At 64.8% G+C, this 26,333-nt stretch carries 16 protein-coding genes; 7 read left to right on the forward strand and 9 right to left on the reverse strand.

The window, feature by feature from the left end; translation table 11 throughout:
• Positions 1–2: 2 nt before the first annotated feature.
• The 3 genes from SP6_RS05885 to SP6_RS05895 form a co-directional block, all read right to left on the reverse strand.
• Complete coding sequence (locus tag SP6_RS05885; protein ID WP_007403363.1) at positions 3–1,178, reverse strand: zinc-dependent alcohol dehydrogenase; 1,176 nt, start codon at positions 1,176–1,178, stop codon at positions 3–5.
• On the reverse strand, positions 1,175–1,765 hold the full coding sequence (locus tag SP6_RS05890) for an SRPBCC family protein (protein WP_007403344.1): 591 nt from the start codon (positions 1,763–1,765) through the stop codon (positions 1,175–1,177). The genes SP6_RS05885 and SP6_RS05890 overlap by 4 nt, the downstream gene beginning before the upstream one ends.
• A gap of 135 nt (positions 1,766–1,900) precedes the next feature.
• Entirely contained in the window at positions 1,901–2,620 is a 720-nt protein-coding gene (locus SP6_RS05895) for a Crp/Fnr family transcriptional regulator (protein ID WP_007403357.1), read from the reverse strand.
• Positions 2,621–3,171: 551 nt separating this feature from the next.
• Between SP6_RS05895 and SP6_RS05900 the strand changes: the two genes are divergently transcribed.
• Positions 3,172–4,362 (forward strand): amino acid aminotransferase, encoded by a 1,191-nt coding sequence (locus SP6_RS05900; RefSeq protein WP_007403227.1) that lies wholly within the window; start codon positions 3,172–3,174, stop codon positions 4,360–4,362.
• Between the two features lie 336 nt (positions 4,363–4,698).
• Here SP6_RS05900 and xylA read toward each other — a convergent pair whose 3' ends face one another.
• Genes xylA through SP6_RS05915 form a run of 3 tightly spaced genes read right to left on the reverse strand, consistent with a single transcriptional unit; the run spans position 4,699 to position 8,623 of the window.
• Complete coding sequence (gene xylA / locus SP6_RS05905) at positions 4,699–6,021, reverse strand: xylose isomerase (protein WP_007403470.1); 1,323 nt, start codon at positions 6,019–6,021, stop codon at positions 4,699–4,701.
• A 1-nt stretch (position 6,022) separates the two neighbouring features.
• A complete protein-coding gene (xylB, locus tag SP6_RS05910) occupies positions 6,023–7,471 on the reverse strand; it encodes a xylulokinase (protein ID WP_007403495.1) in 1,449 nt (482 codons plus the stop codon).
• Between the two features lie 9 nt (positions 7,472–7,480).
• Positions 7,481–8,623: a glycoside hydrolase family 43 protein gene (locus SP6_RS05915; protein ID WP_037567487.1), complete on the reverse strand. Its 1,143-nt coding sequence runs from the start codon at positions 8,621–8,623 to the stop codon at positions 7,481–7,483.
• A 235-nt stretch (positions 8,624–8,858) separates the two neighbouring features.
• Between SP6_RS05915 and SP6_RS05920 the strand changes: the two genes are divergently transcribed.
• Together SP6_RS05920 and SP6_RS05925 are read left to right on the forward strand one after the other, a co-directional pair.
• Entirely contained in the window at positions 8,859–9,944 is a 1,086-nt protein-coding gene (locus SP6_RS05920) for an alpha/beta hydrolase (RefSeq protein ID WP_037567486.1), read from the forward strand.
• Positions 9,944–12,280 (forward strand): glycoside hydrolase family 95 protein, encoded by a 2,337-nt coding sequence (locus SP6_RS05925; protein WP_037567484.1) that lies wholly within the window; start codon positions 9,944–9,946, stop codon positions 12,278–12,280. The genes SP6_RS05920 and SP6_RS05925 overlap by 1 nt, the downstream gene beginning before the upstream one ends.
• A gap of 4 nt (positions 12,281–12,284) precedes the next feature.
• Here SP6_RS05925 and SP6_RS05930 read toward each other — a convergent pair whose 3' ends face one another.
• Entirely contained in the window at positions 12,285–14,960 is a 2,676-nt protein-coding gene (locus SP6_RS05930) for a glycoside hydrolase family 3 C-terminal domain-containing protein (protein ID WP_113667784.1), read from the reverse strand.
• Between the two features lie 161 nt (positions 14,961–15,121).
• Between SP6_RS05930 and SP6_RS05935 the strand changes: the two genes are divergently transcribed.
• The 4 genes from SP6_RS05935 to SP6_RS05950 all read left to right on the forward strand — a co-directional run bounded on the left by SP6_RS05935 (position 15,122) and on the right by SP6_RS05950 (position 21,463).
• Entirely contained in the window at positions 15,122–17,044 is a 1,923-nt protein-coding gene (locus tag SP6_RS05935) for an NPCBM/NEW2 domain-containing protein (RefSeq protein WP_007403207.1), read from the forward strand.
• A gap of 80 nt (positions 17,045–17,124) precedes the next feature.
• A complete protein-coding gene (locus SP6_RS05940; protein WP_007403621.1) occupies positions 17,125–18,258 on the forward strand; it encodes an endo-1,4-beta-xylanase in 1,134 nt (377 codons plus the stop codon).
• On the forward strand, positions 18,255–19,922 hold the full coding sequence (locus tag SP6_RS05945; protein ID WP_007403216.1) for a glycoside hydrolase family 43 protein: 1,668 nt from the start codon (positions 18,255–18,257) through the stop codon (positions 19,920–19,922). The genes SP6_RS05940 and SP6_RS05945 overlap by 4 nt, the downstream gene beginning before the upstream one ends.
• Positions 19,919–21,463, forward strand: a complete 1,545-nt coding sequence (locus SP6_RS05950) for a glycoside hydrolase family 43 protein (RefSeq protein ID WP_042468660.1) — start codon at positions 19,919–19,921, stop codon at positions 21,461–21,463. The genes SP6_RS05945 and SP6_RS05950 overlap by 4 nt, the downstream gene beginning before the upstream one ends.
• A gap of 137 nt (positions 21,464–21,600) precedes the next feature.
• On the opposite strand, the gene SP6_RS05955 is transcribed toward SP6_RS05950, so the two are convergent.
• Together SP6_RS05955 and SP6_RS05960 are read right to left on the reverse strand one after the other, a co-directional pair.
• A complete protein-coding gene (locus SP6_RS05955; protein ID WP_007403285.1) occupies positions 21,601–23,145 on the reverse strand; it encodes a tryptophan halogenase family protein in 1,545 nt (514 codons plus the stop codon).
• Between the two features lie 68 nt (positions 23,146–23,213).
• A complete protein-coding gene (locus SP6_RS05960) occupies positions 23,214–26,249 on the reverse strand; it encodes a TonB-dependent receptor (RefSeq protein ID WP_007403369.1) in 3,036 nt (1,011 codons plus the stop codon).
• Between the last annotated feature and the right edge of the window lie 84 nt (positions 26,250–26,333).

The following is a 26,333-nucleotide window of genomic DNA, read 5'->3' on the forward strand; positions in this document are numbered from 1 at the left end:
CCTCATTGACCGGGTTTGAGAACGACCTTGGTCACTTCATTCTGCTTGTCATGGAACATCCGGTAACCCTCCGGCGCCTGTTCCAACGGCAGGCGGTGCGAGATGAGGAAGGTCGTATCGATCTTCCCCTCCATGATCGCGTCGAGGAGTCCGGGTAGATAATGCTGCACATGCGTCTGGCCGGTCTTGAGCGTCAGCCCCTTCTGCATGAAGGCGCCCAGCGGGAATTTGTCGACGAAGCCGCCATAGACGGCGGGCATCGACACCCGGCCACCCTTGCGGCACGCGATGATCGCCTGACGAATGGCGTGGATTCGATCGGTGCCCAGGAAGGTCGACGCCTTGATCTGGTCGATCGCATTGTCGACGAACAGCCCGTGCGCCTCCAGCCCGACAGAGTCGATCACCGCGTCGGGTCCAATCCCTCCGGTCATCTGCATCAGCGCGTCATAGGTGTCGGTCTGCTCGAAATTGATCGTCTCCGCACCGAATTGACGCGCGAGTTCCAGACGATGCGGGAAATGGTCGATCGCGATCACCCGCTCCGCGCCCATCAGGAACGCCGACTGAACCGCGAACAGCCCCACCGGGCCACAGCCCCAGACCGCGACGATATCGCCCGGCTCGATCTGCGCATTCTCCGCCGCCATCCAGCCGGTGGGGAGAATGTCGGATAGGAACAGAACCTTCTCGTCCTCCACGCCGTCCGGGATGACGATCGGGCCGGTATCGCTGAACGGCACGCGGACATATTCCGCCTGACCGCCCGCATAGCCGCCGGTCATATGGCTATAGCCGAATAGCGCGGCCATCGGATGGCCATAGAGTTCGCGGGCAATGTCCTGATTGTCGGCCGGGTTGCCATTCTCGCATCCCGAATATTGGTGCTTGCCGCAATGATAGCAGGAGCCGCAGGCGATGGTGAACGGCACCACGACTTTCTGCCCCTTTTTGAGCGTCGAGGCGGAGCCCGTCTCGACCACCTCGCCCATGAACTCATGGCCGAGAATATCGCCCGAGTGCATGGTCGGGATATAGCCATCGTAGAGATGCAGGTCGGAACCGCAGATGGCGGTCGCCGTCACCTTGATGATCGCGTCACGTGGATTGACGATCTTGGGATCGTCGACATTGTCGATGCGGACATCGTGCTTGCCGTGCCAGGTCAGTGCCTTCATGCGCCCTGCTCCTCGCGCTGCTTGGGGTTCATGGCGTTGGTGGCCACCTCGCCGGTTTCCATCAGTTGCTTGAACCGGGCGAGATCGCGGCGGGCCTGAATGGCGGGTTCGCGCTGGAAGAGCTTGGCGACCAGCTTGCCGATCACGCCGGCGGGCGGGTCGTAAAGGATGGTCGCGGTCACGACCGTGCCGCGCGCGCCGGCCTCCTGAAAGGTCACGCGCCCGGAATTGGCGATATCGGCACCCTCGGCGGAGGCCCAGGCGATCCGCCGCCCTTCCTCTTCTTCGGTGACGACCGCATCCCATTCGACCGTCGCCCCGCCCGGCGCCTTCACCACCCAATGCGAGCGTTGGGCATCGATCACATCGATCCGCTCGACATTCTCCATGATGCTGGCCAGATTGGAAAAGTCGCGCCACCAGGCATAAAGCTCGCCCGCCGGACGGCGGATCGTGGTGGCGCAGGCGGTCAGGCTATGGCCGCGATCCTCGATCGCCTCATGCGTGGCGATCCGGACGGCCGCCCCCTGATCCTTCGCCGTGGTTAACGGCGCATCGTCAAAGGGTCGATCGGCGATGTCTGACATCGGGCTCTCCTTGCTCTTGACCCGACAGCGTCGGGCACAGCAGGATGTTCCTCGATTTAAGACGGTTTTTCAGTATCTTGATGCGCGTCAATGATGCGGATCATCACATGTTGCATCCGGACGACGAATGGCCGGTCAAGGAGCCACCACCTTGACTGCCGCCCGTCCCACCTTGCGTGCCAGTTGCTTGGGATCGGGGATCGTCATCGAACGCGTCGACCAGATCAGATCGCCGGCGCGCCGCGCGGCCTGAAGCATCCGGTTGACATGGACCGCCGTCAAACCGAGCGCATCGGCCAAGGTCTCCTGGGTGATCGGCAGTTCATAGCTGCGCCCCTGCGTCAACTCGCTGAGGCTCAACCGCTCATGCAGTTCGAGCATCAGGTCGCCGATCCGCTCCATGGCGTTCATCCGCCCGAGCCGTGCGATCTGCGCCAGCAGATGCGCTTCGTCCAAGGCGTGGCTGACCGCATAGGCCTCGTCCAGCATCGCATGGCTTCCCAAAGCGGGCGGCACGCAGACCGTCACCTCGGTCAGGGTAACGATGGTCGTCGGCGAGATCGGACGGCTGTGATGATAGAGGCCGACCAAATCGCCCGGCAGAAGGAAGTTGAGAAACTGCCGCCGTCCATCCGGGAGGATGCGGACGCGCGCCGCCCATCCGTTCAGGATCCATTGCGGCCCAGCGACATCCCGCCCCTCGACCAGCAGGTCGCGGCGCGGACGCAACACTTGCGGCCGGGCCATCGCCTCGGTCAGGGCCGCCAGGGCCGGCGCGTCCAAGGGGGCCAGTTTCGACAGCCGGTTCAGCGCCGGCGACGAGCGGGCGATGGGGCGCATCATGGTGCGGGTCATGCCGGACGCTCCCCGGTCTTGCGGCCGCCATCGCCCTGCCGCACGCTGTGGGATCGCGAGCATAGGGCATCGAGAAAGGAACAGGGGCTCGGCGATTGCTCGATGTTCATCACGGACTATCCTCATCGGGCCACCGACAGGCCCCGAGCGGACGCGCGGGTGCGATGACGCAGGGGAACGTCATTACCTGTCGTTGGAATTGGAGCGCGGCATAGACGGGACGTTGGGAAGCCTTCACTCCCCATATGGGAGCATGGCCTTGGCATACGACCATAACTTTCCAGTAACGTTGCCCGTCCGAAAAGATATAGGGAGAATTAAATCCCAAACTCCATAATACACATCAATCTAACGATTTTTTTGGAATTTGGGCACTTAAACGCGACGACTGGAGCCCATCGCCGGGTGGTCGGAGCCGATCCGGCCTCATTTTCGCCAAGCAGGTAAGATATGGGCCGCCAAACCTTTCGCTCGAGGAACAGGACAGCTCCGCATTCCATTTCGCGACCATGGCCCTATGGTGCCGGCCCTTATCTCTAAAAGGCCTTTCCATGCGTTTCGCGACTCTGATCCGCCAACCCGACGACCCCCTGCTGAAGATCATCGGCCAGCATGCCGCCGACCCGCGCCCCGGCAAGATCGACCTCGGCGTCGGCGTCTTCCGCGACGAAGAGGGTCGGACACCGGTGATGACGGCGGTCAAGGCGGCCGAAGCGCGACTGCTCGAAACCCAGGTCAGCAAATCCTATCTGGGACCGGAAGGTGATATCGGCTTCGTCCATGCGCTGGGTCGGATCGTGATCGGCGAGGCGGTGCCCAGCGATCGCTATGTCGGCTTGCAGACTCCCGGCGGCACGGGTGCACTTCGCCTCGCCGCCGAAGTGCTGGCGCGAGCGGGTGTCGCCCGCATCTGGATCGGCAGCCCGAGCTGGGCCAACCACGCCCCAATCTTCCGCCAGGCGGGTGTCGAGCCGGCGATGATCCCCTGCTATGACCTGACCAGCCAGACTTTCGATCTGGAAGGGTTCCTGGCCGGGCTGGATGGCGCGGCCGAGGGCGATGCCGTGCTGCTCCATGGTTGCTGTCATAATCCGATCGGCATCGATCCCGATGCCGCCGGCTGGACCGCTATCGCCGAGCGAATCGCCAAGCAGAAGATGATTCCCGTCGTCGATCTCGCCTATCAGGGACTGGGCGATGGCTTCGACGTCGATGCGGCGGGCGCTCGCGCGATCCTGGCGGCGGTGCCGGAGGCGCTGCTCGCCTATTCCTGCGACAAGAATTTCGGTCTGTATCGCGAACGCACCGGCGCGCTTTTCGCGATCGTACCCGATGCGGATGCGGGCACAGTGGTGTTGTCGAACCTGCTGGCGCTGGCGCGGGCCAACTGGTCGATGCCGCCCGATCATGGCGCGGCGATCGTCCGTATCATCCTGGAAGACGAAGCACTGACCCGCGAATGGCGTGACGAGTTGGAAGCGATGCGCGCGCGGCTCGCCGGTCTGCGGGCAAGGCTGGCCGAGGGCGGTCGGATCGGTGCGGTCGATCTGGCCGCGGTCGCGCATGGCAAGGGCATGTTCGCCACTCTGCCGCTATCGCCCGCCCAAGTTGAATGGCTGCGCGATCGGCATGGTATCTATATGGCCGGTTCGGGTCGTATCAACATTGCCGGGTTCAACACCGCCGCCATTGGCCGATTCCATGATGCGCTGCGGGATATGGCGGCGAATGGGGTGGTGTAAGCCGGCTTGGCGTCATCCGGCGCTCCTCCCCGGGCTTGGCTTGGGGAGGAAGTGAAGGGCGACATGATCGCCATGGCCTCCCTCGGCCTTCGACTTCGCTCAGGCTGAACGGAGGTAGGGATGCAGGCTGTGTGCGTCGAGCAGCACCGCTATGGGCCGGCAGAGTCGAACGCGATCGGCATCGGGTCCGCGGCGAATTATTCCCGACGCGCCGTTCAGCCTAAGCGAAGTCGAAGGCCAAGGGAATCCGCCAGCCAAAAAAAGGGGGGCGTATCCGAATAACGGACACGCCCCCCCCCCCCAAATCAGCCAGACCGGCTCACCCGGCCCGACCGCTTACTTGCCCGAATGAACGATGCGGTTGACGATATTCTCGATCCGCTCCTGACGGCCCGAACGGGGCTTGGGATCGATCGCATTTCGCTCCGCGAGGTCGGCGATCCCGGCCAGGTCGAGGCCACCAATCTGCTGACCGAAGTCGCCCTCCCAACCGGCATAGCGCTCGGCCTTGATCGCATCCAGACGGCCGTCCTCGATCAGCGCGGCGGCGTTGAGCAGGCCCTTGGCCACCACGTCGATGCCGCCGATATGACCGTGGAACAGGTCGACTGCGTCCATCGACTGGCGACGCACCTTGGCGTCGAAGTTGAAGCCGCCAGTGGTGAAGCCGCCCGCGCGGATGATCTCCAGCACGGCGAGCGTCAGTTCCTCGACGGAGTTCGGGAATTGGTCCGTGTCCCAGCCATTCTGGTGATCGCCACGATTGGCGTCGATCGACCCGAAGATGCCCAGCGCACCCGCCGTCGCGATCTCATGCTCGAAGGTATGGCCGGCCAGCGTGGCGTGGTTCGCCTCAATATTGACCTTCACTTCGTTCTCGAGGCCATAGGCTTTGAGGAAGCCGTATACGGTCGCCGTGTCGAAGTCATACTGGTGCTTGGTCGGCTCGTGCGGCTTCGGCTCGATCAGGATGGTGCCGTTGAAGCCAATCTTGTGCTTGTGCTCGACCACCAGGGTCAGGAAGCGGCCCAGATTGTCGAGCTCGCGCTTCATGTTGGTGTTGAGCAGCGTCTCGTAACCCTCGCGACCGCCCCACAGCACATAGTTCGAGCCGCCCAGACGGTGCGTCGCTTCCAGCGCGTCGCGGACCTGCATCGCGCCGAACGCATAGACTTCGGGGTCCGGGTTGGTCGCGCCACCGGCGGCGAAGCGCGGATGGCTGAAGAGATTGGCGGTGCCCCAAAGCAGCTTGCGGCCCGAGGAAGCCTGCAGCTTTTCGAGATGGTCGACCGCTTCGGCGAAATAGCGGCGATGCTCGGCAACGCCCTGGGCATCGGCCATCACGTCGACGTCGTGGAAACAGTAATAGGGGATGTCGAGCTTCGAGAAGAAGTCGAACGCCACTTCCCGCTTCTGCGCGGCGGCCGCACTGTCGTTCGCGCCGGCATGCCAGGGACGGTTGAAGGTGCCGCCACCGAACACGTCCGAACCCGGCCAGCAGAAGGTGTGCCAGAAGCAGGCCGCGAAACGGAGATGCTCCTCCATCGTCTTGCCCAGCACGACGCGGTTCTTGTCGTAGAAGCGGTAGGCCAGCTCATTGTCGCTGTCCGGCCCTTCATAAGCGATCGTCGGGATATCGGCGAAAAAGTCGGTAGCCATATTAGGAATTCCTCGGAGTGATGCGGGAATAGCTGTCGCGGAAATGCGCGATCTTGAGGGCGAAGCGCTCGGCGAGCGCGGGGTCGGGAGTGATAGTGTGGCTGACGGGTGGCGGCGCGCAGACCTCTTCCGGCGAGCCGCCGTCGACCGCCAGTTGGGCAAGCCGCGCGGCCCCCAGCGCCGGACCGACCTCGCCACCCTTCAGATAGACGAGCTCGACATTCAGCGCGGCGGCCAGGGTCTGGCCCCAATAGGAGGAGCGCGCCCCACCGCCGATGACCGACAGTTGCGACAGCTCGGTTCCGGCGTCACGCAACACCGACAGGCCATCGGCGAGCGCGAAGGCCACGCCCTCCAGCACCGCCTGCGCCAGCCGCTCGGGCGTGGTGTCATGGTCGAGCCCCAGGAACGCGCCGCGAACCTCGGCATCGTTATGTGGCGTCCGCTCGCCCGAGAGATAGGGCAGGAAGATTTCGGGGCCGCTCGCCGGGCCAACGCTTTCGGCACGGGCGAAGAGTTCGGCCGCCCCCGGCGTGCCGGTCAGCCGCGCGACCCAGTCGATACAGGCCGCCGCCGACAGATGCACCGACATCTGATGCCAGACGTCCGGCAGACAGTGGCAAAAGGCATGGACCGCGCCCGCCGGATTGGGTCGGAACGCCTTGGTCGCGGCGAAGATCACGCCTGACGTGCCCAGCGACAACAGCGCGTCGCCATCCTTGACCACGCCCACCCCCGCCGCGCCGGCGGCATTGTCGCCACCACCGCCAGCGACCGGTACCTGATCGATCCCCCAGGCCTCCGCGACATCGGCCCGAAGGCGCCCCGTCTGGTCCGTTCCCTCGACCGCCTGCGGCATCTGGTCACGGGTCAGGCCGGTGGCGGCGAGGATCTCGTCACTCCACTGGCGCGCGGCGACATCGAGCCACAAGGTGCCCGCCGCATCCGACACGTCGGACGCCTTCTCGCCGGTCATGCGCAGCCGGACATAATCCTTGGGCAGCAGCACGGTGCGAATCGCCGAAAACGTTTCTGGTTCGTGATGCGCCACCCAGAGCAGCTTGGGCGCGGTGAAGCCCGGCATGGCGAGATTGCCCGCGATGCGGTGAAGATCGGGGGCCCTAGCCTCCAGCTCCGTGCATTCGGCATGGCTGCGCCCGTCATTCCACAGGATACCGGGGCGCAGCGGCTGGTCGTCCGCCCCCAGCAACGTGGCGCCGTGCATCTGCCCGGCCAGACCGATGCCGCGCACCGCCCGACGGACCGCCGGATCGATCGCCCGAACGGCGGCCGTCGTCGCCTGCCACCACGCTTCCGGGTCCTGTTCGGACCAGAGCGGGTGGGGCCGCTGGACGGTCAGCGCTGCCGTCCCCTGCCCCACCACGGCACCAAGTTCATCCAGCACGACGGCCTTCACGCCCGACGTACCGATATCAATGCCCAAGAACATCCGCGTCCTTTACTTCACGAACGGATCGATGGTCGGAATCGTGCCGTCCAGGTTGAACCTCAACTCTGTCATCTTGACGTTACGCAGATGGTTCTTGTTGGACAATTGGGTATCGGCGTAGAAAAGCCACCACTTGCCCTTCCATTCGACGATCGAATGATGGCTGGTCCAGCCTTGCACGGGTTTCAGGATATGCCCCTTATAGGTGAACGGGCCATACGGACTGGTGCCGATCGCATAGTTCAGGAAATGCGTGTCGCCGGTCGAATAGGTGTAATAATATTTGCCGTCGCGCTTGAAGACCCAGGACGCCTCGAAGAAGCGGCGGTCATGGTCGCCGCCGAGCACCGGCTTGCCCTTCTCATCGAGAATAACGACGTCGCGCGGGGTTTCCGCGAAGGTCTTCATGTCCGGGTTCATCTTGGCGATCTTGCCCGAAATGGCGGGCTGGTCGTCCTGCTTCAGGTCGGTGTCGCTGCCGTTCGGGTCATATTTGCCGTCCTTCCAGCGTTGAAGCTGGCCGCCCCAGATACCACCGAAATACATATAGGCCGTGCCGTCGGCGTCCTGGAAGACGGCCGGGTCCATCGAGAAGCTGCCGGGGATCGCCTCGGGCTCGGCCTTGAACGGGCCCATTGGATTCTTCGAGGTCGCGACGCCGATGCGGAACGCGCCCAGGCCGTTCTTGTCCTTCGACTTATCGCGCGCTGGGAAATAGAGATAATAGGTGCCGTCCTTATAGGCGGCATCGGGCGCCCACATTTGCTGCGACGCCCAAGGTACATCCTTCACGTCGAGCGCGACGGGGCCAATGGTAACCGGACCGCCCGGTTCATCCATGCGCAACACCCGGTAATCGCGCATCGCATATTGGTTGCCGAGATCGTCATCCTTGGTCTCGGTCGGGATGTCGTGGCTCGGGTAGATGTACATCTTCCCGTCGTTCCAGACATGCGCGGACGGGTCGGCGGTAAAGATGTCCCGCACCAGCGGCTGCGAGAGATAGTGACGGCCATCGGGCGCGGTCGGGTTGCTGTCGTTCGATGCAGTGGTGGCATTGGCTTGCGCCGTATTACCGGCCTCGTTCGACGTTCCGCAGCCCGCCGTGCACAGACCCAGCACGGCCACGCTGGCCATCATCAAGCGCTTCATCGCTTACCTCTCCCATCGCCCCATCTTTGGAGCTGTCAAATAACGATAGCGCTATCACATGAAAGGATGCAAGATCGGTTTGGCGTTTTCGCGACGCAGTCGGTTGGTAAGACCCTCGACCCGATCATGCGCCACGGCAATGCTTGACATCGATCGGCACGCATTGTTGGTAACGATATCTGAGACAGACCGACCCCGTCAGGTCGGCACGAATCCAGGACAGAGGATGACACGCATGGCCCTACGCTCTTCCCGCGCCCGGTGGATGCTGGCCGCCGCTTTGACGCTGATGCCGCTGGCCGCCGCCCCCGCTCAGATGGCGACCCAGGCACCCGCCACGGTGCCCGGTGCCAAGCCGGTGACGGTCGAGCGGATCAAGGTCCATTCCGCCGCCATCGAAACCAATCTGGAGGGCAACAGCGCCGACCGCGACGTCATCGTCGTGCTGCCGCCGCGCTATGCCGCCGAGAAGAACCGCCGCTATCCGGTCGTCTACGCGCTCCATGGCTATTCGATCGGGGCGGAGCAGTGGACCAGCGAAATCCATGTCCCCGCCTCGATCGAGGGCGCGTTCGCGCGCGGGGTGGCGCCGATGATCATCGTCTTTCCCGACAGCAAGACGATGCACAACGGGTCGATGTATTCCTCGTCGCAGACGGTCGGCGATTTCGAGCGGTTCATCAGCCATGACCTGATCGCCGCGATCGATGCCCGATATCGCACCATCCCCCGGCGCGAGGCGCGCGGGCTGATCGGCCATTCCATGGGCGGCTATGGCACCGCGCGGATCGGAATGAAGCATGCCGATATGTATGGCGCCATCTATATGATGAGCCCCTGTTGCCTGTCGCCGCGCGCCATGGCGCGTCCAGATGCGCAGAATGAGGCGGCGCTGACCAGCCTGACCTCGCCGAAGGACTCCGCCAAGTTGAACTGGGGGCAGCGCGCGATGCTCGCCGCCTCGGCCGCCTGGTCGCCCAACCCTAAGAACCCGCCGCTCTATCTCGACCTGCCGATCAAGGACGGCAAGCTGCGCGACGACATCATGGCGAAGTGGCTGGCCAATACGCCGTTGGCCTTTGTCGACCAATATATCGCGCCCCTGCGCAGCTACCGGGCGATAGGGCTGGATGTCGGATCGCAGGACGGTCTGAAGCCGGATGCCGAGGCGCTGCATGAAACGCTCGATCGCTATGGCATCGCCCATCAGTTCGAGGTTTACGACGGGGATCACGTCAACCGGATCGGCGTGCGCTTCCAGGACAAGGTCCTGCCCTTTTTCGGCAAGACGCTGGTCGGCCAGCCGGTGGGCCGTCGCTGATGCGGGCGTCGCGGCGCGGCGTCCTGCATGGATTGGCGGCGGGTGCTTTGAGTGGTGCCCTGGTCAAGCCGGTGGGCGCAGCGTCCATCGCCACGCCCGATCCAACCCATATATTATGGTACCGCGCACCGGCCAAGGCGTGGACCGAGGCCCTGCCGATCGGCAATGGCCGGATGGGCGCGATGGTCTTCGGCGGCATCGCGCGTGAGCGGCTGCAACTCAACGAGGACAGCCTCTGGGCGGGTGGGCCCTATGATCCGATCAACCCCGCCGCCCGTACCGCCTTGCCGGAAGTACGGCGGCTGATCGCGGCAGGCCGGCTGAAGGAGGCTCAGGCGCTTGCGGATAAGACACTGATCGGCACGCCGCGCACGCAAATGCCCTATCAGCCGCTGGGCGACCTGATCCTGACTTGGCCGGGGCTGAACGAGGGCGATGCACGCGACTATCAGCGCCAGCTCGACCTCGACACGGCGACCGCAACCACGCATTTCACCGCGAATGGCGTGACCCATCGGCGAACGGTGATCGCCTCGCCGGTCGATCAAGTGCTGATGATACGGATTGAGGCGGACCGCCCTTTCGATCTGGACGTCGCTTTATCGTCACCGCAGCAGGATGTTCGTGTCGATGCGTCCGGTGGGCGGCTGACCATCACGGGCCGCAATGCCGACCATGCCGGGGTCAAGGCGGCACTCCGCTTCGCCGCACAACTGAAGCTGGTGACGGCCGGCGGCACGGTGACGCTGGGCGAAGGGCTGGCCGTGCGGGGAGCGCGGCAAGTGACCCTGTTCCTGGCCATGGCGACCAACTATCGCCGTTTCGGCGACCTCGGCGGCGATCCGCTGGCGGCCGTGTCCGCCACCCTCGACCGAGCCGCCGCGAAGGGCGCCGCAAAACTTGCGGCCGACGCGCTCGCGGAACATCGCCGTCTCTACCATCGTGTCACGCTCGACCTCGGCACCAGTCCGCAGGCCCTCCGCCCCACCGATGAACGTGTCCGCGCGGACCGGGCGGTCGACGATCCGGCGCTCGCGACGCTCTATTTCAACTATGGCCGCTATCTGCTGATCGCCTCCTCCCGCGCGGGTGGGCAACCGGCCAATCTGCAAGGACTGTGGAACGAGAGCACCAATCCGCCATGGGGCTCCAAATACACCGTCAACATCAACACCGAGATGAACTATTGGCCCGCCGAGCCGACCGGCCTGGGCGAGTGCGTCGCGCCGCTGATGCAGATGGTCCGCGAACTGGCCATCAGCGGCGAGCGGACCGCGCGGGACATGTATGGCGCACGCGGCTGGGTGTGCCATCACAATAGTGATCTGTGGCGCGCGACCGCGCCGATCGACGGCGCGCCCTGGGGCATGTGGCCGACCGGCGGCGCATGGCTGTGCACCCATTTATGGGAGCATTACGACTATCACCGCGACCCGGCCTTCCTCGCCTCGGTCTATCCGCTGATGCGCGGGGCGGCGCTGTTCTTCCTCGACACGCTGCAGAGCGATCCCAAGACCGGGCAGTTGGTCACCAGCCCGTCGCTGTCGCCCGAAAACGAACATTCCCCCGGCGTCTCGATCTGCGCGGGGCCGGCGATGGACCAGCAGATCCTGCGCGATCTGTTCGACCAGGTCGCTAGAGCCGCCGCGATCCTGAACACCGATGCCGATTTCGCACGCCAGGTCACCGCCACCCGTGCGCGCCTCGCCCCCGATAAAATCGGTCGCGACGGCCAATTGCAGGAATGGCAGGAGGATTGGGACGCCCGCGCCCCCGATCCGCATCACCGCCACGTCTCGCATCTCTATGCGCTGTTCCCCAGCGACCAGATTTCGCCCGACCTAACCCCGGCGCTAGCGCAAGCGGCGCGCACCTCGCTCGAGACGCGTGGCGATCAGTCGACCGGCTGGGCGACCGCCTGGCGCGCCAATCTCTGGGCGCGGCTGCACGATGGCGAGCATGCGCACAAGATCATCGCCTATCTGCTGGGGCCGCAGCGTACCTATCCCAATCTCTTCGACTCGCACCCGCCCTTTCAGATCGACGGCAATTTCGGCGGCACGCGCGCGGTGGTCGAGATGCTGATGCAGAGCCGTGATGACGAACTGCTGCTGCTCCCCGCCCTGCCCCGTGCCTGGCCCACCGGGTCGGTCCGCGGGCTGTGCGCGCGGGGGCGATGCCGGGTCGATCTGCGCTGGCGGGATGGCCGACTGGTATCAGCGGTGCTGACCGGCGATGTGGCGGGCGAGCGGGTGGTGCGGCTTGGGAACCGGCAAAAGCGGATCATGCTATCGCCGGGGCGTCCGGTCCGTCTGCGCGAACCGGACTTCGCCTGAGGCCTTAATCCGCAATCGGGCGGGGTGTGGCGACGGCAAAGGTCGCGCTGCGTCCCGCCACGCCCGTATCCGGTTGGCCCGAGCCGACCGAGACGCGGTAATCGCCCTTCATCACCAATCGGTGACCATCCGCATCGACTGCGCTCAGGTCGCGAGGGTCGAGGGTGAAGCGCAACATCCGCCGCTCGCCGGGTGCGAGATGCACGCGCTGGAACCCACGCAGCGCCACGCGAGGCGCGCCATCGACCTTGGGGAAGTTCAGATAGAGCTGCGCCACCTCGTCCCCGGCGCGCCGGCCGGTATTGCGGACCTCGGTCGTGACGGTCAGTCCATCCTGTACTCCGGTCACGGCAGGCGTCAGTTTCACCGGCGCATAGGCAAAACTCGTATAGCTGAGCCCATAGCCGAAGGGATACACCGGCGTGCCGGTGAAATAGCGATAGGTGCGCCCCTTCATGGCATAGTCGCCAAAGGCCGGCAGATCCTCGACCGAGCGATAGAAGGTCAGCGGCAGGCGCCCGGCTGGATTGGTCTTGCCGGACAGGACGTTGCCCACCGCCAGGCCGCCCGCCTGCCCAGGATACCAGGCCTCGACGATCGCATCGGCATTCGCCTTCGCCCAGGCGAGGTTCACCGGGCTGCCGTTCATCAGCACGACGATCAGCGGCTTGCCGGTCGCCTTGGCCTGTTCGAGCAGCGCCTGTTGGTCGGCGGGCAGGTCGAGCGTGGTCTTGTCGCCGCCCTTGAAGCCAGGGACCGAAATCGGTGCCTCCTCCGCCTCCAGGTCGGAGGTCAGGCCGACCACCGCGACCAAGGCGTCGCTGTCCTTGGCCGCCGTGCGCAGTTCGGCCGCCGGATCGTCGGACACGCGTTTCCAAACGAGGTTGATGCCGGTCAGGATGCGCGCCTCGGTCGTGACGCTGATCGGATAGCGCCGACCTTTCTCCAGCGTCACGGTACGCATGGTCGGCAGGCTGTTCCACGACGCCTTGGAAAGATCGACGAAAGGCTGCCCCTCAAAGGTCATCGCGCCGTTGAACCCGGCGATGCCCAGCCGGTAGCGGCCCGTCTCCGGCGGCACGAGAAAGCCGGTCCAGATCGCCCGGTGGACGTCGCGGACCGAAGAGAGATCCAGGCTGCGCGAGGCGGCATTGGCCTCGACCCGGGTGACGACCGGGCGATCCTCGAACTTGGCCGCCTTGATCCATGCATCGAGCGCACCGGGCGCGAAATGCTCGGGGATGCGCCCCTCGACATTGTAATAGCGGGCGAGCAGGCCCGGTCGACCATCCGGGGTCTGTAGCGCGCTGGTCGGGATGAGATCGCCATCGGTATAGGTTTCGGTGAACGGGACGTAGCGGACTTGCGCCTCCGGCATGGCACGGCGCAAACCCTCCATGACCGAGAATGAGGGGCCGGACAGCGACGACGAATAATTACCGCGCAGTACGCGGGTCGCATCGCCCAAAGGCCCGATCACAGCAATCCGCGCCTGGGCCTTCAGCGGCAGGATGCCCTTGTTCTTGAGAAGCACGAGGCTCTTTTCGGCCGTTTCCAGTGCCAGCGCCTGATGCGCGGGCGTGCCGATATCGGCCGGGCTGCTGCTCTGCATCGACAGGGGCCGGACGCCCGGCAGATCGCCGGTGCGATAGCGCGCCGCGAACAAGCGGGTCAGCGAACGGTCGATATCGGCAACCGAGATGAGCCCCCGCGCCAGCGCATCGCGATAGGGATTGGTCAGCCCGTCGGTATCGGTCAGCGTCGCGTTGTTGCACTCATTATCGACCCCGGCGCGCATCGCGGCGGCGACCGCCGTGGCCGGATCGGGGGCATAATGGTGATTGGCGTCGATATCCTTCACCGCGTCGCAGTCGGAGACGACATAGCCCCGAAAGCCCCATCTCCCGCGCAGATAGTCTTTCAGCAGCAGGTCGCTAGCACAGGCCGGCTGACCATCGATCCGGTTATAGGCGCACATGATCGACCCCGCGCCCCCCTCGACGATCGCCGCGCGAAAGGCGGGGAGATAGGTGTCGACCAGATCATGTTGCGAGACATAAACATTGGCCTCGTGCCGTGTCGATTCCGGGCCGCTATGGACGGCATAATGTTTGGGGGTCGCGACGACGTCGATGCGGTTCGGATCGGTCCCCTGCATGCCACGCACGAAGGCGACGCCCATGCGCGCGGTCAGGAACGGGTCTTCGCCATAGGTTTCCTGCCCCCGCCCCCAGCGGGGATCGCGAAAGATATTGATGTTGGGCGACCAGCTATCCAGCCCCGTACCGATCCGCCCCAGCCGGCCCGTCTGCCGGGCCAGCGCGTGAAGCCCCCTCACCTCCCGGCTGATCGCCTGCGCCGCGCGGCCGACCAGCGCATCGTCGAAGGTCGCGGCCAGCCCCACAGGCTCGGGGAAGTTGGTGGTCGGCACCGGCCCCAGCGCGCCATGCAGCGACTCCGTCCACCAATTATAGGCGGGTACGCCCAGCCGGGGGATGGCCGGCGCGGTGTTCAGCAACTGATAGAGCTTTTCGTCGGTGGTCATCTTGCCGACCAGCGTGGCGGCCAAGGCGTTCGCCTCCTGCTCCGCCCGCACTGCCGGCTCGGCGCCCTGCTGCGCCATCACCTGCGGCGACGCCGACAGCATCAGCGCCAGCACCGACATCTGCCATGCCTTCATGCTTATCCCACTCCCAGACCAGCTTATTTTTGGTAACGGTACCAGTTGAGACGGCCATGTCCAGCCTCGGCGGGAAAAACAGGCTGGCTCAAATGCTTGACTGGACAGCCATGGATTAGTCCGACAAGATAACGCCAAACGACAATAAGACGGGTGAGGGAATGCGCGGGATCAAAAAGGCCTATCTGGCAGGCGCGGCCGCGCTTGTGTGTCTGTCCGCCGCCGGGGTCGCACAGACGGTGCCGGCCAAACCCGATCCGCTTGCCCCGACCGGACGCTGGACCGCGAACCAGGACGGCCAGGCCGCGCTACCGCCAATGGGTTGGAATAGCTGGAACGCGTTCAACAGCGATGTCGACGAGGAAAAGGTCATGGCCTCGGCCAGGTTGATCGTCGACAAGGGGCTGGCCGCCGCCGGCTATCGCTATATCAATATCGATGACGGCTGGTGGCTGCGCCGTCGCCAGCCTGACGGCCGGCTGGTGATCCGCGCCGACAAATTTCCCTCTGCCGCTGCGGGACCGAACCAGCAGACCAGCTTTCGCCCGCTGACCGATCGCCTCCATGCCATGGGGTTCAAGGCCGGGATCTATTCCGACATCGGGCGCAACAGTTGCGGCCAGGTCTATACCCCCAACTTCGCCAATCAGCCGGAGGGCACGATCGCCGAGCGCGAAGTGGGGCTGTACGGTCATATCGACCAGGATATCGCGCTGTATTTCCGCGAATGGGGGTTCGATTACATCAAGGTCGATGGCTGCGGCATTCGCGGGCTGGGCCGGGATTCCGAGCATGTCCGTAAGGGCGATTATCGCGAACTCGCGCCGCTGATCGACATGAACTCGCTGGCGCGCACCGACATCCCGGCGGTCCGTGCGCTGTACGACCATGTGGCGATGGCGTTGAAGCGCGAGAATCCGGACGGCGATTATCTCTTCTCGATCTGCCTCTGGGGCTCTGCCGATGTACGCAGTTGGGCCAAGCAGCTCGGCAATGTGTCGCGCACCAGCGACGACATCACCGCCCATTGGTCGCGGATGCTGACCAATTTTGATACCAGCGCGACCCGCGCCCTCTATGCCCATCCGCATAGCTGGAACGACCCGGACATGCTGTTCATCGGATCGGGTGACTTCGACGCGAACCATATGACCGAGGCACGGTCGCATTTTGCGCTCTGGGCGATGATGAACGCGCCGCTGCTGATCGGCTTCGACCTGCGCAAGGCCAATGCCGAGCAACTGGCCCTGCTGGGCAACCGGGCGATCATCGCGCTGAACCAGGATCCCGCCGGCCATCAGGCGGTGCCGGCCTATCTCTCGCACGATGTCCAGATCTTCGTGAAGACCCTGGCCAATGGCGACAAGGCGGTGGCGATCTTCAACCGTACCGCCGCCCCCGTCCAGCCGGTGCTGACCGCCGATCACCTGAAGATGCTCGGCAACCAGCCGGTCGCGATGACCGATCTATGGACCGGGCAGAAGACCAGCTTCACCGGAGAGACCAAGCTGACCGTCGCTCCGCATCAGACGCTGATCTACCGCGTCAAGGGCAAACGGCGGCTGGCGACCGGTCATTATCTGTCGGAGACGCCCGGCGATGTGAACCCGGCCGCGGACGGCGTCGTCACGCCCGAAGGCGACCCGACCATCCATCACGAGCTCAGTCCGTGGGGCGGGTCCAAGGGCCCCGGCGACTATCCCCAATATGGCGGCTGGGGCGGTGCGCAGGCGGACCGCACGCCGTTCGGACGGCCGCTGCGGATCGCGGGCAAAGTCTATGACACCGGGCTGGGTGTGCTCGCCAATTCCCGGCTGGAAGTACGCAATCCTGGCCAGTCGCGTTTTGTCGCCACGGTCGGGATCAACGATTCCACCACGGCACGAACGCAACGCGTGGTGTTCGAGGTCTATGGCGACGGCCGCCTGCTGACCCGCTCGCAGCCCATGGCCTTGAACCATCCGCCCGCCATGATCGAGGCGGATGTGCGCGGCCGCAAGCTGATCGAACTGGTCGCTCGCGCCGATAGCGCTCCCGATGCGGCGCTGCCCGTGACCTGGGGCGACGCGCGCCTGCTCGACTGACCGAATTCTCCCGCTTCGCCATGGCCTTGCCGTTTGCGCGGCGCCATGCAAATGTCGTTGCAAAGCACAAGGAGAGGGTGATGAAACCCAAGGGGCAAGGCCCGACGATGACCCGTCGGCAACAGCTTGTCGGGATGACCGGCGGCCTGATGATGGGAGCGCTCCCGTCGCGATTGGTGGCGCAAAGTGATGTTCCGCTGCGCGATCTGGCGGCGGCCAAGGGCATCTTGTTCGGAACCGCGATCAATGCCGGTCGGTCCTCGCCGATCCACGATCCGGCCTATGGCGCGATCGTCGCGCGCGAATGCGCCGTCGTGGTGCCTGAGAACGAGATGAAGGTCTATGTGCTCGGCAACGACCCGAACGCCCTGAATTTCGGGCCTGCCGACGCGATCGCCGCCTATGCCCGCGACCACAAGATGAAGCTGCGCGGGCATACGTTGCTGTGGAACTACGGCAAATATATCTCGCCCGCGCTGGCCGAGCGCGTGCGCGCGACCGGCGCCGAAAAATGGCTGCGCGCCTACATCGCCAGCGTGGCCGGGCATTTCGGCGATCAAATCTATTCCTGGGACGTGGTCAACGAGACGATCGATCCCAAGACGGGCGAGATCCGCGACACCGTCTTCACCCAGGCGCTGGGCTTCGACGCGCTGAAGATCGCCTATGAGGCGGCGCGCGAGCATGCCCCGCATGCCCAGCGAGTCTACAACGACTATATGTCGTGGGAGATCGGCAACGAGAAACACCGCGCCGGCGTCCTCCGCCTGCTGGAGCGGTTCCGGCGCGAGAAGGTGCCGGTCGATGCGCTCGGTATCCAGAGTCATCTGGGCAATGACGGCAGCCATTCGCGTGCCCAGCGCGCCGAGTGGAAGCAGTTCCTCGATGCGGTGGTGGCGATGGGCTATCGCCTGCTGATCACCGAGTTCGACATCAACGATCGTGAACTCCCGGCCGATCCCGTACGCCGCGACGCGCAGGTCGCCGCCGTCGCGCGCGACTATCTCGACCGCATGTTCGCCTATCCGCAGCTAGACCAGTTCCTGTGCTGGGGCCTGTGGGACAAGCATAGCTGGTTGCAGGGTTTCGCCCCCCGCACGGACGGCGCCCCCCAGCGCCCCCTGCCCTATGACGACGATCTGCATCCCAAGCCACTGCGCGCCGCCATCGCCGACGCCCTGCGTGCGGCCCCAGTCCGAAAGGGTATCGCATGATCCGCCGTCGCTTCACGCTGCTTGCCCTGGCGCTGGGCCTGGCGGGGCCCGCCGCCGCCCAGGTCGCGCAGTTCGACGATTTCCGCTATCAGGGGCGCTCGCTGGAGCAGGTCAAGCCGGGTCCGGGCGAATATCTGAACCCGATCGTCTCGGGCTATTATCCCGATCCGTCGGTCACGCGGGTCGGCAAGGACTATTATCTCGTCAACTCGTCCTTCGCCCATTTTCCGGGCCTGCCGATCTTCCACTCGACCGATCTCGTGAACTGGACCCAGATCGGCAACGCGATCGACCGGCCGGGGCAGCTCGACTTCAGCGGTCGCGCGATCTCGGAGGCGGTGTTCGCGCCCGATATCAGCTATCACGACGGCACCTTCTACATCGTCAACACCTGCGTCCAGTGCCGGGGCAATTTCGTCATCACCGCCAAGAACCCGGCGGGCCCCTGGTCCGACCCGATCTGGCTGCCCTTCGAAGGGATCGATCCCTCCATCTATTGGGAGGGCGACCGCGCCTATATCGTCAACAACCGCGCCCCCGCCGAGCCGCCGCGCTATGATGGCCACCGCGCCATCTGGGTCCAGGAATATGACTGGCGCGCCGGCAAGATGGTCGGCGAGAGCACGCAGCTGATCAATGGCGGCGTCGATCTGTCGAAGAAGCCCGTCTGGATCGAGGGGCCGCATATCTTCAAGAAGGATGGCTGGTATTATCTGACGGCCGCTGAGGGCGGGACCAGCGTCGACCATTCGCAGGTCGTCTTTCGCTCCAAGGCGCTGCGGGGGCCGTTCGTGCCCTTTGCCGGCAATCCGATCCTGACCCAGCGCGATCTCGATGCGAACCGCCCGCATCCGATCAGCGCGGCGGGCCATGCCGAGCTGATCCAGACGCAGAATGGCGACTGGTGGGCGACCTTCCTGGCGACGCGCCCCTATGCCGAGGATTTCTACAATATCGGGCGTGAGACCTTCCTGCTGCCCGTGACATGGAAGGATGGCTGGCTGATGATCCTGGAGCGCGGCAAGACCGTGCCCTGGACCCATGCCAAGCCGAACCTGCCCGCGAGCCCGGCGCCCAAGCTGCCGACCAGCGGCGATTTCGGCTATGTCGACCCGTTCGACGGCAACCGGCTCGCGATGCAATGGATCGGCATCCGCACGCCCAAGACCCCCTTCTACCGCGTGGCGAACGGCCGCCTGTCGCTGGATGGTGGCGCGGCGCTGGGCGATCGGAATGGTGTGCCGGCCTTTGTCGGGCGGCGGCAACAACATGCGGTGGCGGATGTCTCGACGACGGTGGACTTCACCCCCGCCAAGGATGGCGCGCGGGCCGGACTTGCCGCGATCCAGAACGACTATGCTTATCTGTTCTTCGGGCTGACCCGCATCGATGGCCAGCCGCGGATCGCGCTCCACGTCCGCGAGGGCAAGAACACGCGCGACGAAGCCGCGCTTGAAACGCTCATCGCCTCCGCACCGGTCACGGCGAAGGGCCCGGTCACGCTGACCATCCATGCCAAGGGCGGCGCGATGACGTTCGACTATCGGGCGGGCGGCAAGAGCGCGACGCTGAAGTCCGATCTGGACGTGCGGTTCCTCAGCACGGCAAGGGCGGGCGGCTTCGTCGGCACGGTCATCGGCCCCTATGCATATACCCCGCAATGAGGTGGCGGTCCTTCTCGTTCGCGCTGCTCGCCCTCATCCCCGCGATCGCAGGCGCGCAGGCCTGGCAGTCGGATCGCGGTGACGGCACCTATGCCAACCCGCCGCTCTATGCCGACTATCCCGACCCCGACATCATCCGGGTGGGTCGCGATTTCTATTTCATCACTACGACCTTCGCCAATGTGCCGGGTCTGACGATCATGACCTCGCGCGATCTGGTGAACTGGCGCTTCGTCGGCCATGTCATCGATCGGCTGGAAGGGCTGCCGGAATATGATCTGAAAAACGGTGGCGCCTACCGTAAAGGCATTTTCGCCCCCAGCCTGCGCTACCGCGATGGCACCTTCTACATCGCCGTCACGCCGGTGGGCGAGAACACGCGCATCTATCGCTCGAAGGATATTCGCGGCCCTTGGGCGATGAACCGGATCAGCGAGGAAGCCTTCGACCCGGGCCTGTTCTTCGACACCGACGGCAGCGCCTATATCATGACCTCGGTCGGGTCGGACGGCACCAACACGCTGCTCAGCCTGGACCGCGACCTGCGCACCGTGACGGACAAGCGCGTCGTCTATTACAACAAGGGCGCGGAAGGCTCGAAGCTCGTCAAGCGCGGCTACTATTATTACATGTTCAACGCCATCCCTCGGCGGCTGGGCATGACCGTCTCGCGCGCCAAGAGCCTGTTCGGCCCATGGGAAACGCACGACCAGATCGACGACAAGACCGGCGGCCATCAGGGCGCGATCGTCGATCTGCCCGATGGACGCGACTATAGCTTCGTGATGATCGATGCCGGCGCGGTCGGACGGATGACCAATATCAGCCCGGTCTTCTGGAAGGATGGCTGGCCCGTCTGGGGCACGCCCGACGCGCCGGGCCGCGTGCCCGCCAGTGCGACCAAACCGATCCAGGGCCAACCGGCCAGCCTGCTCCCCGCCTCGGACGATTTCGCCAAGCCCGAGCTCGGCCTCCAATGGCAATGGAACCACAATCCGCTGGACGATCGCTGGTCGCTGACCGAGCGGCCGGGCTGGATGCGACTGCGCGCGGGCGAGGCCCCCGCCCTTTGGAGCGCGCGCAACACCCTGCTGCAAAAGGGGCAGGGACCGTTCAGCCGGGGGATCGTGGCGATCGACCCATCGCATATCGCCGTCGGCGACCAGTGCGGCTTCGGCACCTTCGGCAAATATAACGGCCATATCGCGGTCGGCCGGGGACGCGATGGTCGACTGACGCTCACCATGCGCGTAGTCGAGGATATGGCCGACACCCAGAAGACCGAAGTCCGCGTCGATGCCCAGCCGATCACCGCCAAGCGGCTGTTTCTGCGCACCGACATGGATTTCAAGACCGATCGGGGCAGCGTCGCCTATAGCGTCGACGGGCGCGACTGGCGGACGCTGGGCGGCGATTTCCCGCTCGCCTTCGACTGGCGGACGGGCACGTTCCAGGGGCAGCAATATGCGCTGTTCTGCTACAATCCCGGCGCCAAGGGTGGGTGGATGGATATTGACAGCTTCACGCTGTCAGGGCGGTAAGCCCGCCGGGCGAAGTCGACGCTCTTCCCTTGGCCTTCGACTTCGCTCAGGCTGAACGGAGCGGAGTAATGAAGGCCAAAGATCCCAACCTCCGTTCAGCCTGAGCGAAGTCGAAGGCCACGCGCCGCCCTCAGCGCCTAGATCGTCGGCAACCCCCGCTCGACGATCTTGCGGATCAGATCACGGTGGCGCGGCAGGCCGGCAAGCATCCGCCCGGTCTGCACGTCGTTCTCACGGCGCGCACGCTCGGCGACGATGGCTTCCGCCTCCAGGCTGCCGGGGGCGATCTCGGTGCGCTGGCCCATGCCGTAGAGGACATATTGATAGCTGGCCGAAGGGAAAACCTCCTCCACCCGGTCGAATTCATCGTGCATCCACGGCGCTTGGTAACGCCACAGCGTCATCAGTTCCTGCAAACGATCGGGCATCGTCTCCGGGCGGCAGTTATCCCGCCAGAAGTCGCTATCGGTCCGCTGGGTCAGCGCATAATGGAGTTTCAGGAAATCGACGATCCGGCCCCAGCGATACAGCGTCGTGTCGTTGAACCGCTTGGCGACCGTGTCCATCACCTCGCGGCACGCCGGCATCTGTTCTGCGATCAGCTTGGCCGATAGCTCGATCAGCACGATGGCCGAGGCTTCGAGCGGTTCCAAGAACCCCGCCGCCAGCCCAACGGCGACGCAGTTCCGTTCCCAGAAGCGCGTCCGATGTCCCGCCCGGATCTTCAACTCGCGCACCGGCAGATCACGCCCCACCTCGCCCAGATAGACGCGCAGTTCACGCTCAGCCTCGTCGCGGCCGATATGGCTGCTGGAAAAGACATGCCCCACCCCGCGCCGGGTCGGCAGGCCGATATCCCAGATCCAACCCGACGACTGCGCCGTCGAGATGGTGTGCGAGGCGATCGGCGCCTCGGGATCATCATAGGGCACTTGGATGGCGAGCGCGGTGTCGCAGAACAGCACATCGCCCAGCGGCTTGAATGGCACCTCCATCGCCTCGCCGAGCAGGAGCGAGCGGAAACCGGTGCAGTCGACGAACAGGTCGCCGGTCACTTCCCCCGCCTGCGCCGTGCGGACCGCGCGGATGTCGCCCTGCTCGCTCAGCAGCACCTCTTCGACATCGGCGAGCACATGCCGCACGCCCAGCGTCTCGCAGCAATGGCGGCGCAGGAAATCGGCGAATTTGCCGGCATCCAGATGATAGGCGTAGTTGGCCAGCGCCTCATATTCGGGCGTCGCGATCGTCTTAGGTGCGAGGCCGGCGTCGCAAATCCGCCCCTGCGGCGTCACCGCGTCGCAGAAGCTGGTCGCCTCGCTTGCCGCCAGCCAATGGGTGGCCAGGTTCACCTGGCCGAAACTCTGCGGCAGCATCAGCGGGTGGTAATAGCCGTCATCGGCCGCGCCCGTCGTCCAGCGATTGAAGCGCGCACCCTGTTTGAACGACGCATCGCACTCGCGGAAGAATGCGGTCTCCGACACGCCCATCTTTCGCAGAGTGGTGCGCAGCGTCGGCCAGGTCCCCTCGCCCACCCCGATGATCGGCACGTTCGGGGACTCGACCAACGTCACGGTAAAGCCGTGCGGCCGCCGCCCCTGATGCCGCGCGGCGATGACGCCGGCCGTCAGCCAGCCAGCGGTGCCGCCACCGACGATCACGATATTCTGAACGGGCTGAACCATGGTCGAGAAGGTCCAAAAGAGAACGGGGATGTCAAGCCGAAGCCCGACATCCCCGCATCATGCTATCATCAGAAGCGATAGCGCGCGCCGAGCGTGAAGCGCCGGCCATAGTCGAACACGTCGAGCAGCTGGTTCTTGAACCGGCCATGCGTGCTCTGCTTGTTATTGTTGAGGTTCAGGATTTCGCCAAAGATCGAGAAGTCCTTGGTGACGTCATAGCTGCTGGTCAGATCGACCTGGAAGCTCTGGTTCACGAAGGTCGGCTCGGCGCCGTACGCCCCGGTATTCTGGTTTTGGCCGAAGCCCGCCAGATACTCGTCACGCCAGTTGAGTGCCGTGCGGATCTGGAAGCCGTTCTTGTCGTAGAAGCCGACGAAATTGGCCGAATTGGCCAGACCCGTGACCGCGAAGCCCGTCTGCGAGATGTTGGTCGCATCATAGGGCTTGTTGGTATCGACCAGCGTCGCATTCGCCTGGAAGCCGAAGCCGCTGTCGCCGAACACCTGCTGCCAGGCGATTTCGACACCGCGCACTGTCGCGTCCGGACCGTTGACCTGCGCCGAGATGGCGAAGCTCGCCGGCTGGCCCGTGGTCGGATCGATCACGCCGTTCACCGTTTGCCGCGTCACGCCGCCGACGATGAAGTTGCTGACGTTCTTCAGGAAGAAGTCGACCGCGAGGTACGAATTGCGCTGATAATACCATTCGGCCGCGACGTCGAAATTGTCGGCCAGATAAGGCTGCAGATTGGGGTTGCCACCGCTGCCCGACAGCGCACCGACACGCTGGCCGATACCGACGTTCAGCACCGGGTTCAGCAGGTTGAGGCCCGGACGAGTCAGCGTGCGCGATGCGTCGAAGCGCAACTGCAGATTGTCGGTCACTTCCAGTCGCGCGTCGACCGAGGGCAGCACATAGGTGTAGCTGTTGCGGCGTGCCACCGGCTGCGTGTCGGAGAAGCCGATGGTCAGCAGCGACGGGTCGGTCGTGCTGCGCGTGATCGACGTCGGCTGACGCCCCTGCCCGATCGAGCGCAGACGGGTATTCTCGGTACGGACGCCGAACGCGACATGCAGCGGCATCTCGCCGATCCGGCCTTCCATCGCCGAGCTGAGGAAGAAGGAAAGCGTCTTTTCGTTGACCGTCAGGATGCTCGCCGGATCGACCGCCTCGGTGAACTGACCACGGAAATTCCGCAGCCCATTCGACGTATCGTCGGGCGCCGGATAGTTGAAGCCCGGAATCGTCTGGGCATAGGGATTGCCCAAGCTCGACAGATAAGCTTGGTAGGCCTGCGGACTGTAAATCAGGACGGACGGCGGCAGGCCACCCGCGAAGCCGGGGATGAATTTGTCGAGGCTGATCGAACCCTGGTAGAGGCTGGACGGCAGCGGCGACACGCCACCACCCTGACCCGATGGCGCGCCGTAGCCCGAATAGGCCTGCCAGAAATTGTTAGTGAAGGTGCTGCGGTTCAACAGCTGGAAATTGTCCTCGACATACTGGCCGCCGAGCTTCAGCGTGATATTGTCTTCCTTCCACGTTGCAACGCCGCGGAATTGCTTGAGCTCGTCGGTATTCTGCTGGGTCTGATTGACCGTGACGTGCGAGCCGATCAGCGCGGGATCGGCCCAACGCGCGCCGTCGCCGGCCGGGCCGAAATTGCTGATCGTCGGGAACGCCTTGTTGCTGTCGCCCGTGATGTTGAAGCCCAGATTGGTGCCCAGGCGACCGCCATAGCCGATGTCGCCATTCTGGCTGCCGATGACATTGCCGGGGTTCAGCCAGCTCTTGGCATAGGCGCCGTCGGCCTCGACCGTCAGCTTTTCGGTCACGTCCCACTTGACGTTCAGGCCGGTCTGGTTGGTTTGGAGGATCTGGCGGTTATGCGCGCTGGTGAAGTCGGTCGGCGACCCCGCCTGGGTGAAACTGACCGCTGTGCCGTTGGCGTCCTGCTTGACGTTGCGCAGCGACTCCTGGCTGAACCACACGCCAAAGCCGTACACGTCGGTATTGAGCGTCTGGCGCGAGAAGTTGTTGTCCAGCGTGACCATTACGCCTTCGGAAGGGTGCCATTGCAGCGCGATGCGGCCATCGACACGTTCGTCCTGCACGCGCTGCTGTTCCGCGCCATATTGCTGCGGGAACCAGCCCGTCAGGCTGCGAACCTGGCTGGGGTCGTTACCCGAGTTGACCGGATTGCAGACGGTGGCGGTGCTGCCCTGCAACTGGCAGGGGGCGAAGCCGTTGCCCGGCCAGCCCGATACGAAGACGCGGTTGGTATCGGTATCACGCCGGGTGTAGATGAAGCTCGACAGGATGCCGATCGTATCGTCGGCGAAGGTGTCGCTGACCAGCGCGCCGAGCGTCGGCACGACATGGCCCGCACGGTCCTGCAACGAACCCGAGGCGCTGACCGCCGCGCGGAAGCCGGGATGGTCGAACGGCTTGGGGAATTGGATGTCGACGGTCGCGCCGATCGAGCTGGATGCCAGCGACACGTCGGGCGTCTTCAGGACGCTGATGCCGCCAATGAAATCCGAGCCGACGGTGCTGAAGTCGATCTGGCGACCACCAGTCGCGGTCGAGATGCGGCGGCCGTCATAGAGCGTGGTGTTGAAGTCGCCACCAAAGCCGCGAACGGTGATGCCGGTCGGCTCGCCACGTGCGCCCGAGCGCTGGATCGACACGCCGGGCAGACGCTGGAGCGAGGCGGCGACGTTGGAGTCGGGGAATTTGCCGATGTCTTCCGAAGAGATCGCGTCGACGACACCGGTCGCAGTGCGCTTGATGTCGAGGTTGCGCTGGAGCGAGCTGCGCAGGCCGGTGACGATGATGTCGGCCGAGCTCGCCTCGCCGGCCGGAGACGGGCTGTTGTCCTGTGCAGCAGGATCGGTCGCCTGGCTCTGAGGGGTGCCCGCTTCCTGGGCGGTGGTGGTGTTGGCCTGGACCGCGACATCCGGGCGTACGCCGGCGGGAGCGGTGCTGGTCTGAGCAAAGGCCGCGTCCGGCGATAGCAAAGCCAAGGCCATCAACGGCGAGACTCCGGTCATCAGCCTGCGCCGCGAAATCAATGCGCTCACGAAAGCAGTGCGAGCCACCATCTTCCCCTCTCCTTCGGTTCTATAGTTCATAGACGACCAGCGTTATGCCGCCGTACCGCCCACATGATGCATCAATGGTAGCGC

The organism is Sphingomonas paucimobilis NBRC 13935, from assembly GCF_000739895.2.
GTDB lineage: Bacteria > Pseudomonadota > Alphaproteobacteria > Sphingomonadales > Sphingomonadaceae > Sphingomonas > Sphingomonas paucimobilis.

Coding starts and splice junctions, on each gene's coding strand:
- SP6_RS05885 (WP_007403363.1), bottom strand. CDS start 1,178: ATGAAGGCACTGACCTGGCACGGCAAGCACGATGTCCGCATCGACAAT.
- SP6_RS05890 (WP_007403344.1), bottom strand. CDS start 1,765: ATGTCAGACATCGCCGATCGACCCTTTGACGATGCGCCGTTAACCACG.
- SP6_RS05895 (WP_007403357.1), bottom strand. CDS start 2,620: ATGACCCGCACCATGATGCGCCCCATCGCCCGCTCGTCGCCGGCGCTG.
- SP6_RS05900 (WP_007403227.1), top strand. CDS start 3,172: ATGCGTTTCGCGACTCTGATCCGCCAACCCGACGACCCCCTGCTGAAG.
- xylA (WP_007403470.1), bottom strand. CDS start 6,021: ATGGCTACCGACTTTTTCGCCGATATCCCGACGATCGCTTATGAAGGG.
- xylB (WP_007403495.1), bottom strand. CDS start 7,471: ATGTTCTTGGGCATTGATATCGGTACGTCGGGCGTGAAGGCCGTCGTG.
- SP6_RS05915 (WP_037567487.1), bottom strand. CDS start 8,623: ATGAAGCGCTTGATGATGGCCAGCGTGGCCGTGCTGGGTCTGTGCACG.
- SP6_RS05920 (WP_037567486.1), top strand. CDS start 8,859: ATGGCCCTACGCTCTTCCCGCGCCCGGTGGATGCTGGCCGCCGCTTTG.
- SP6_RS05925 (WP_037567484.1), top strand. CDS start 9,944: ATGCGGGCGTCGCGGCGCGGCGTCCTGCATGGATTGGCGGCGGGTGCT.
- SP6_RS05930 (WP_113667784.1), bottom strand. CDS start 14,960: ATGAAGGCATGGCAGATGTCGGTGCTGGCGCTGATGCTGTCGGCGTCG.
- SP6_RS05935 (WP_007403207.1), top strand. CDS start 15,122: ATGCGCGGGATCAAAAAGGCCTATCTGGCAGGCGCGGCCGCGCTTGTG.
- SP6_RS05940 (WP_007403621.1), top strand. CDS start 17,125: ATGAAACCCAAGGGGCAAGGCCCGACGATGACCCGTCGGCAACAGCTT.
- SP6_RS05945 (WP_007403216.1), top strand. CDS start 18,255: ATGATCCGCCGTCGCTTCACGCTGCTTGCCCTGGCGCTGGGCCTGGCG.
- SP6_RS05950 (WP_042468660.1), top strand. CDS start 19,919: ATGAGGTGGCGGTCCTTCTCGTTCGCGCTGCTCGCCCTCATCCCCGCG.
- SP6_RS05955 (WP_007403285.1), bottom strand. CDS start 23,145: ATGGTTCAGCCCGTTCAGAATATCGTGATCGTCGGTGGCGGCACCGCT.
- SP6_RS05960 (WP_007403369.1), bottom strand. CDS start 26,249: ATGGTGGCTCGCACTGCTTTCGTGAGCGCATTGATTTCGCGGCGCAGG.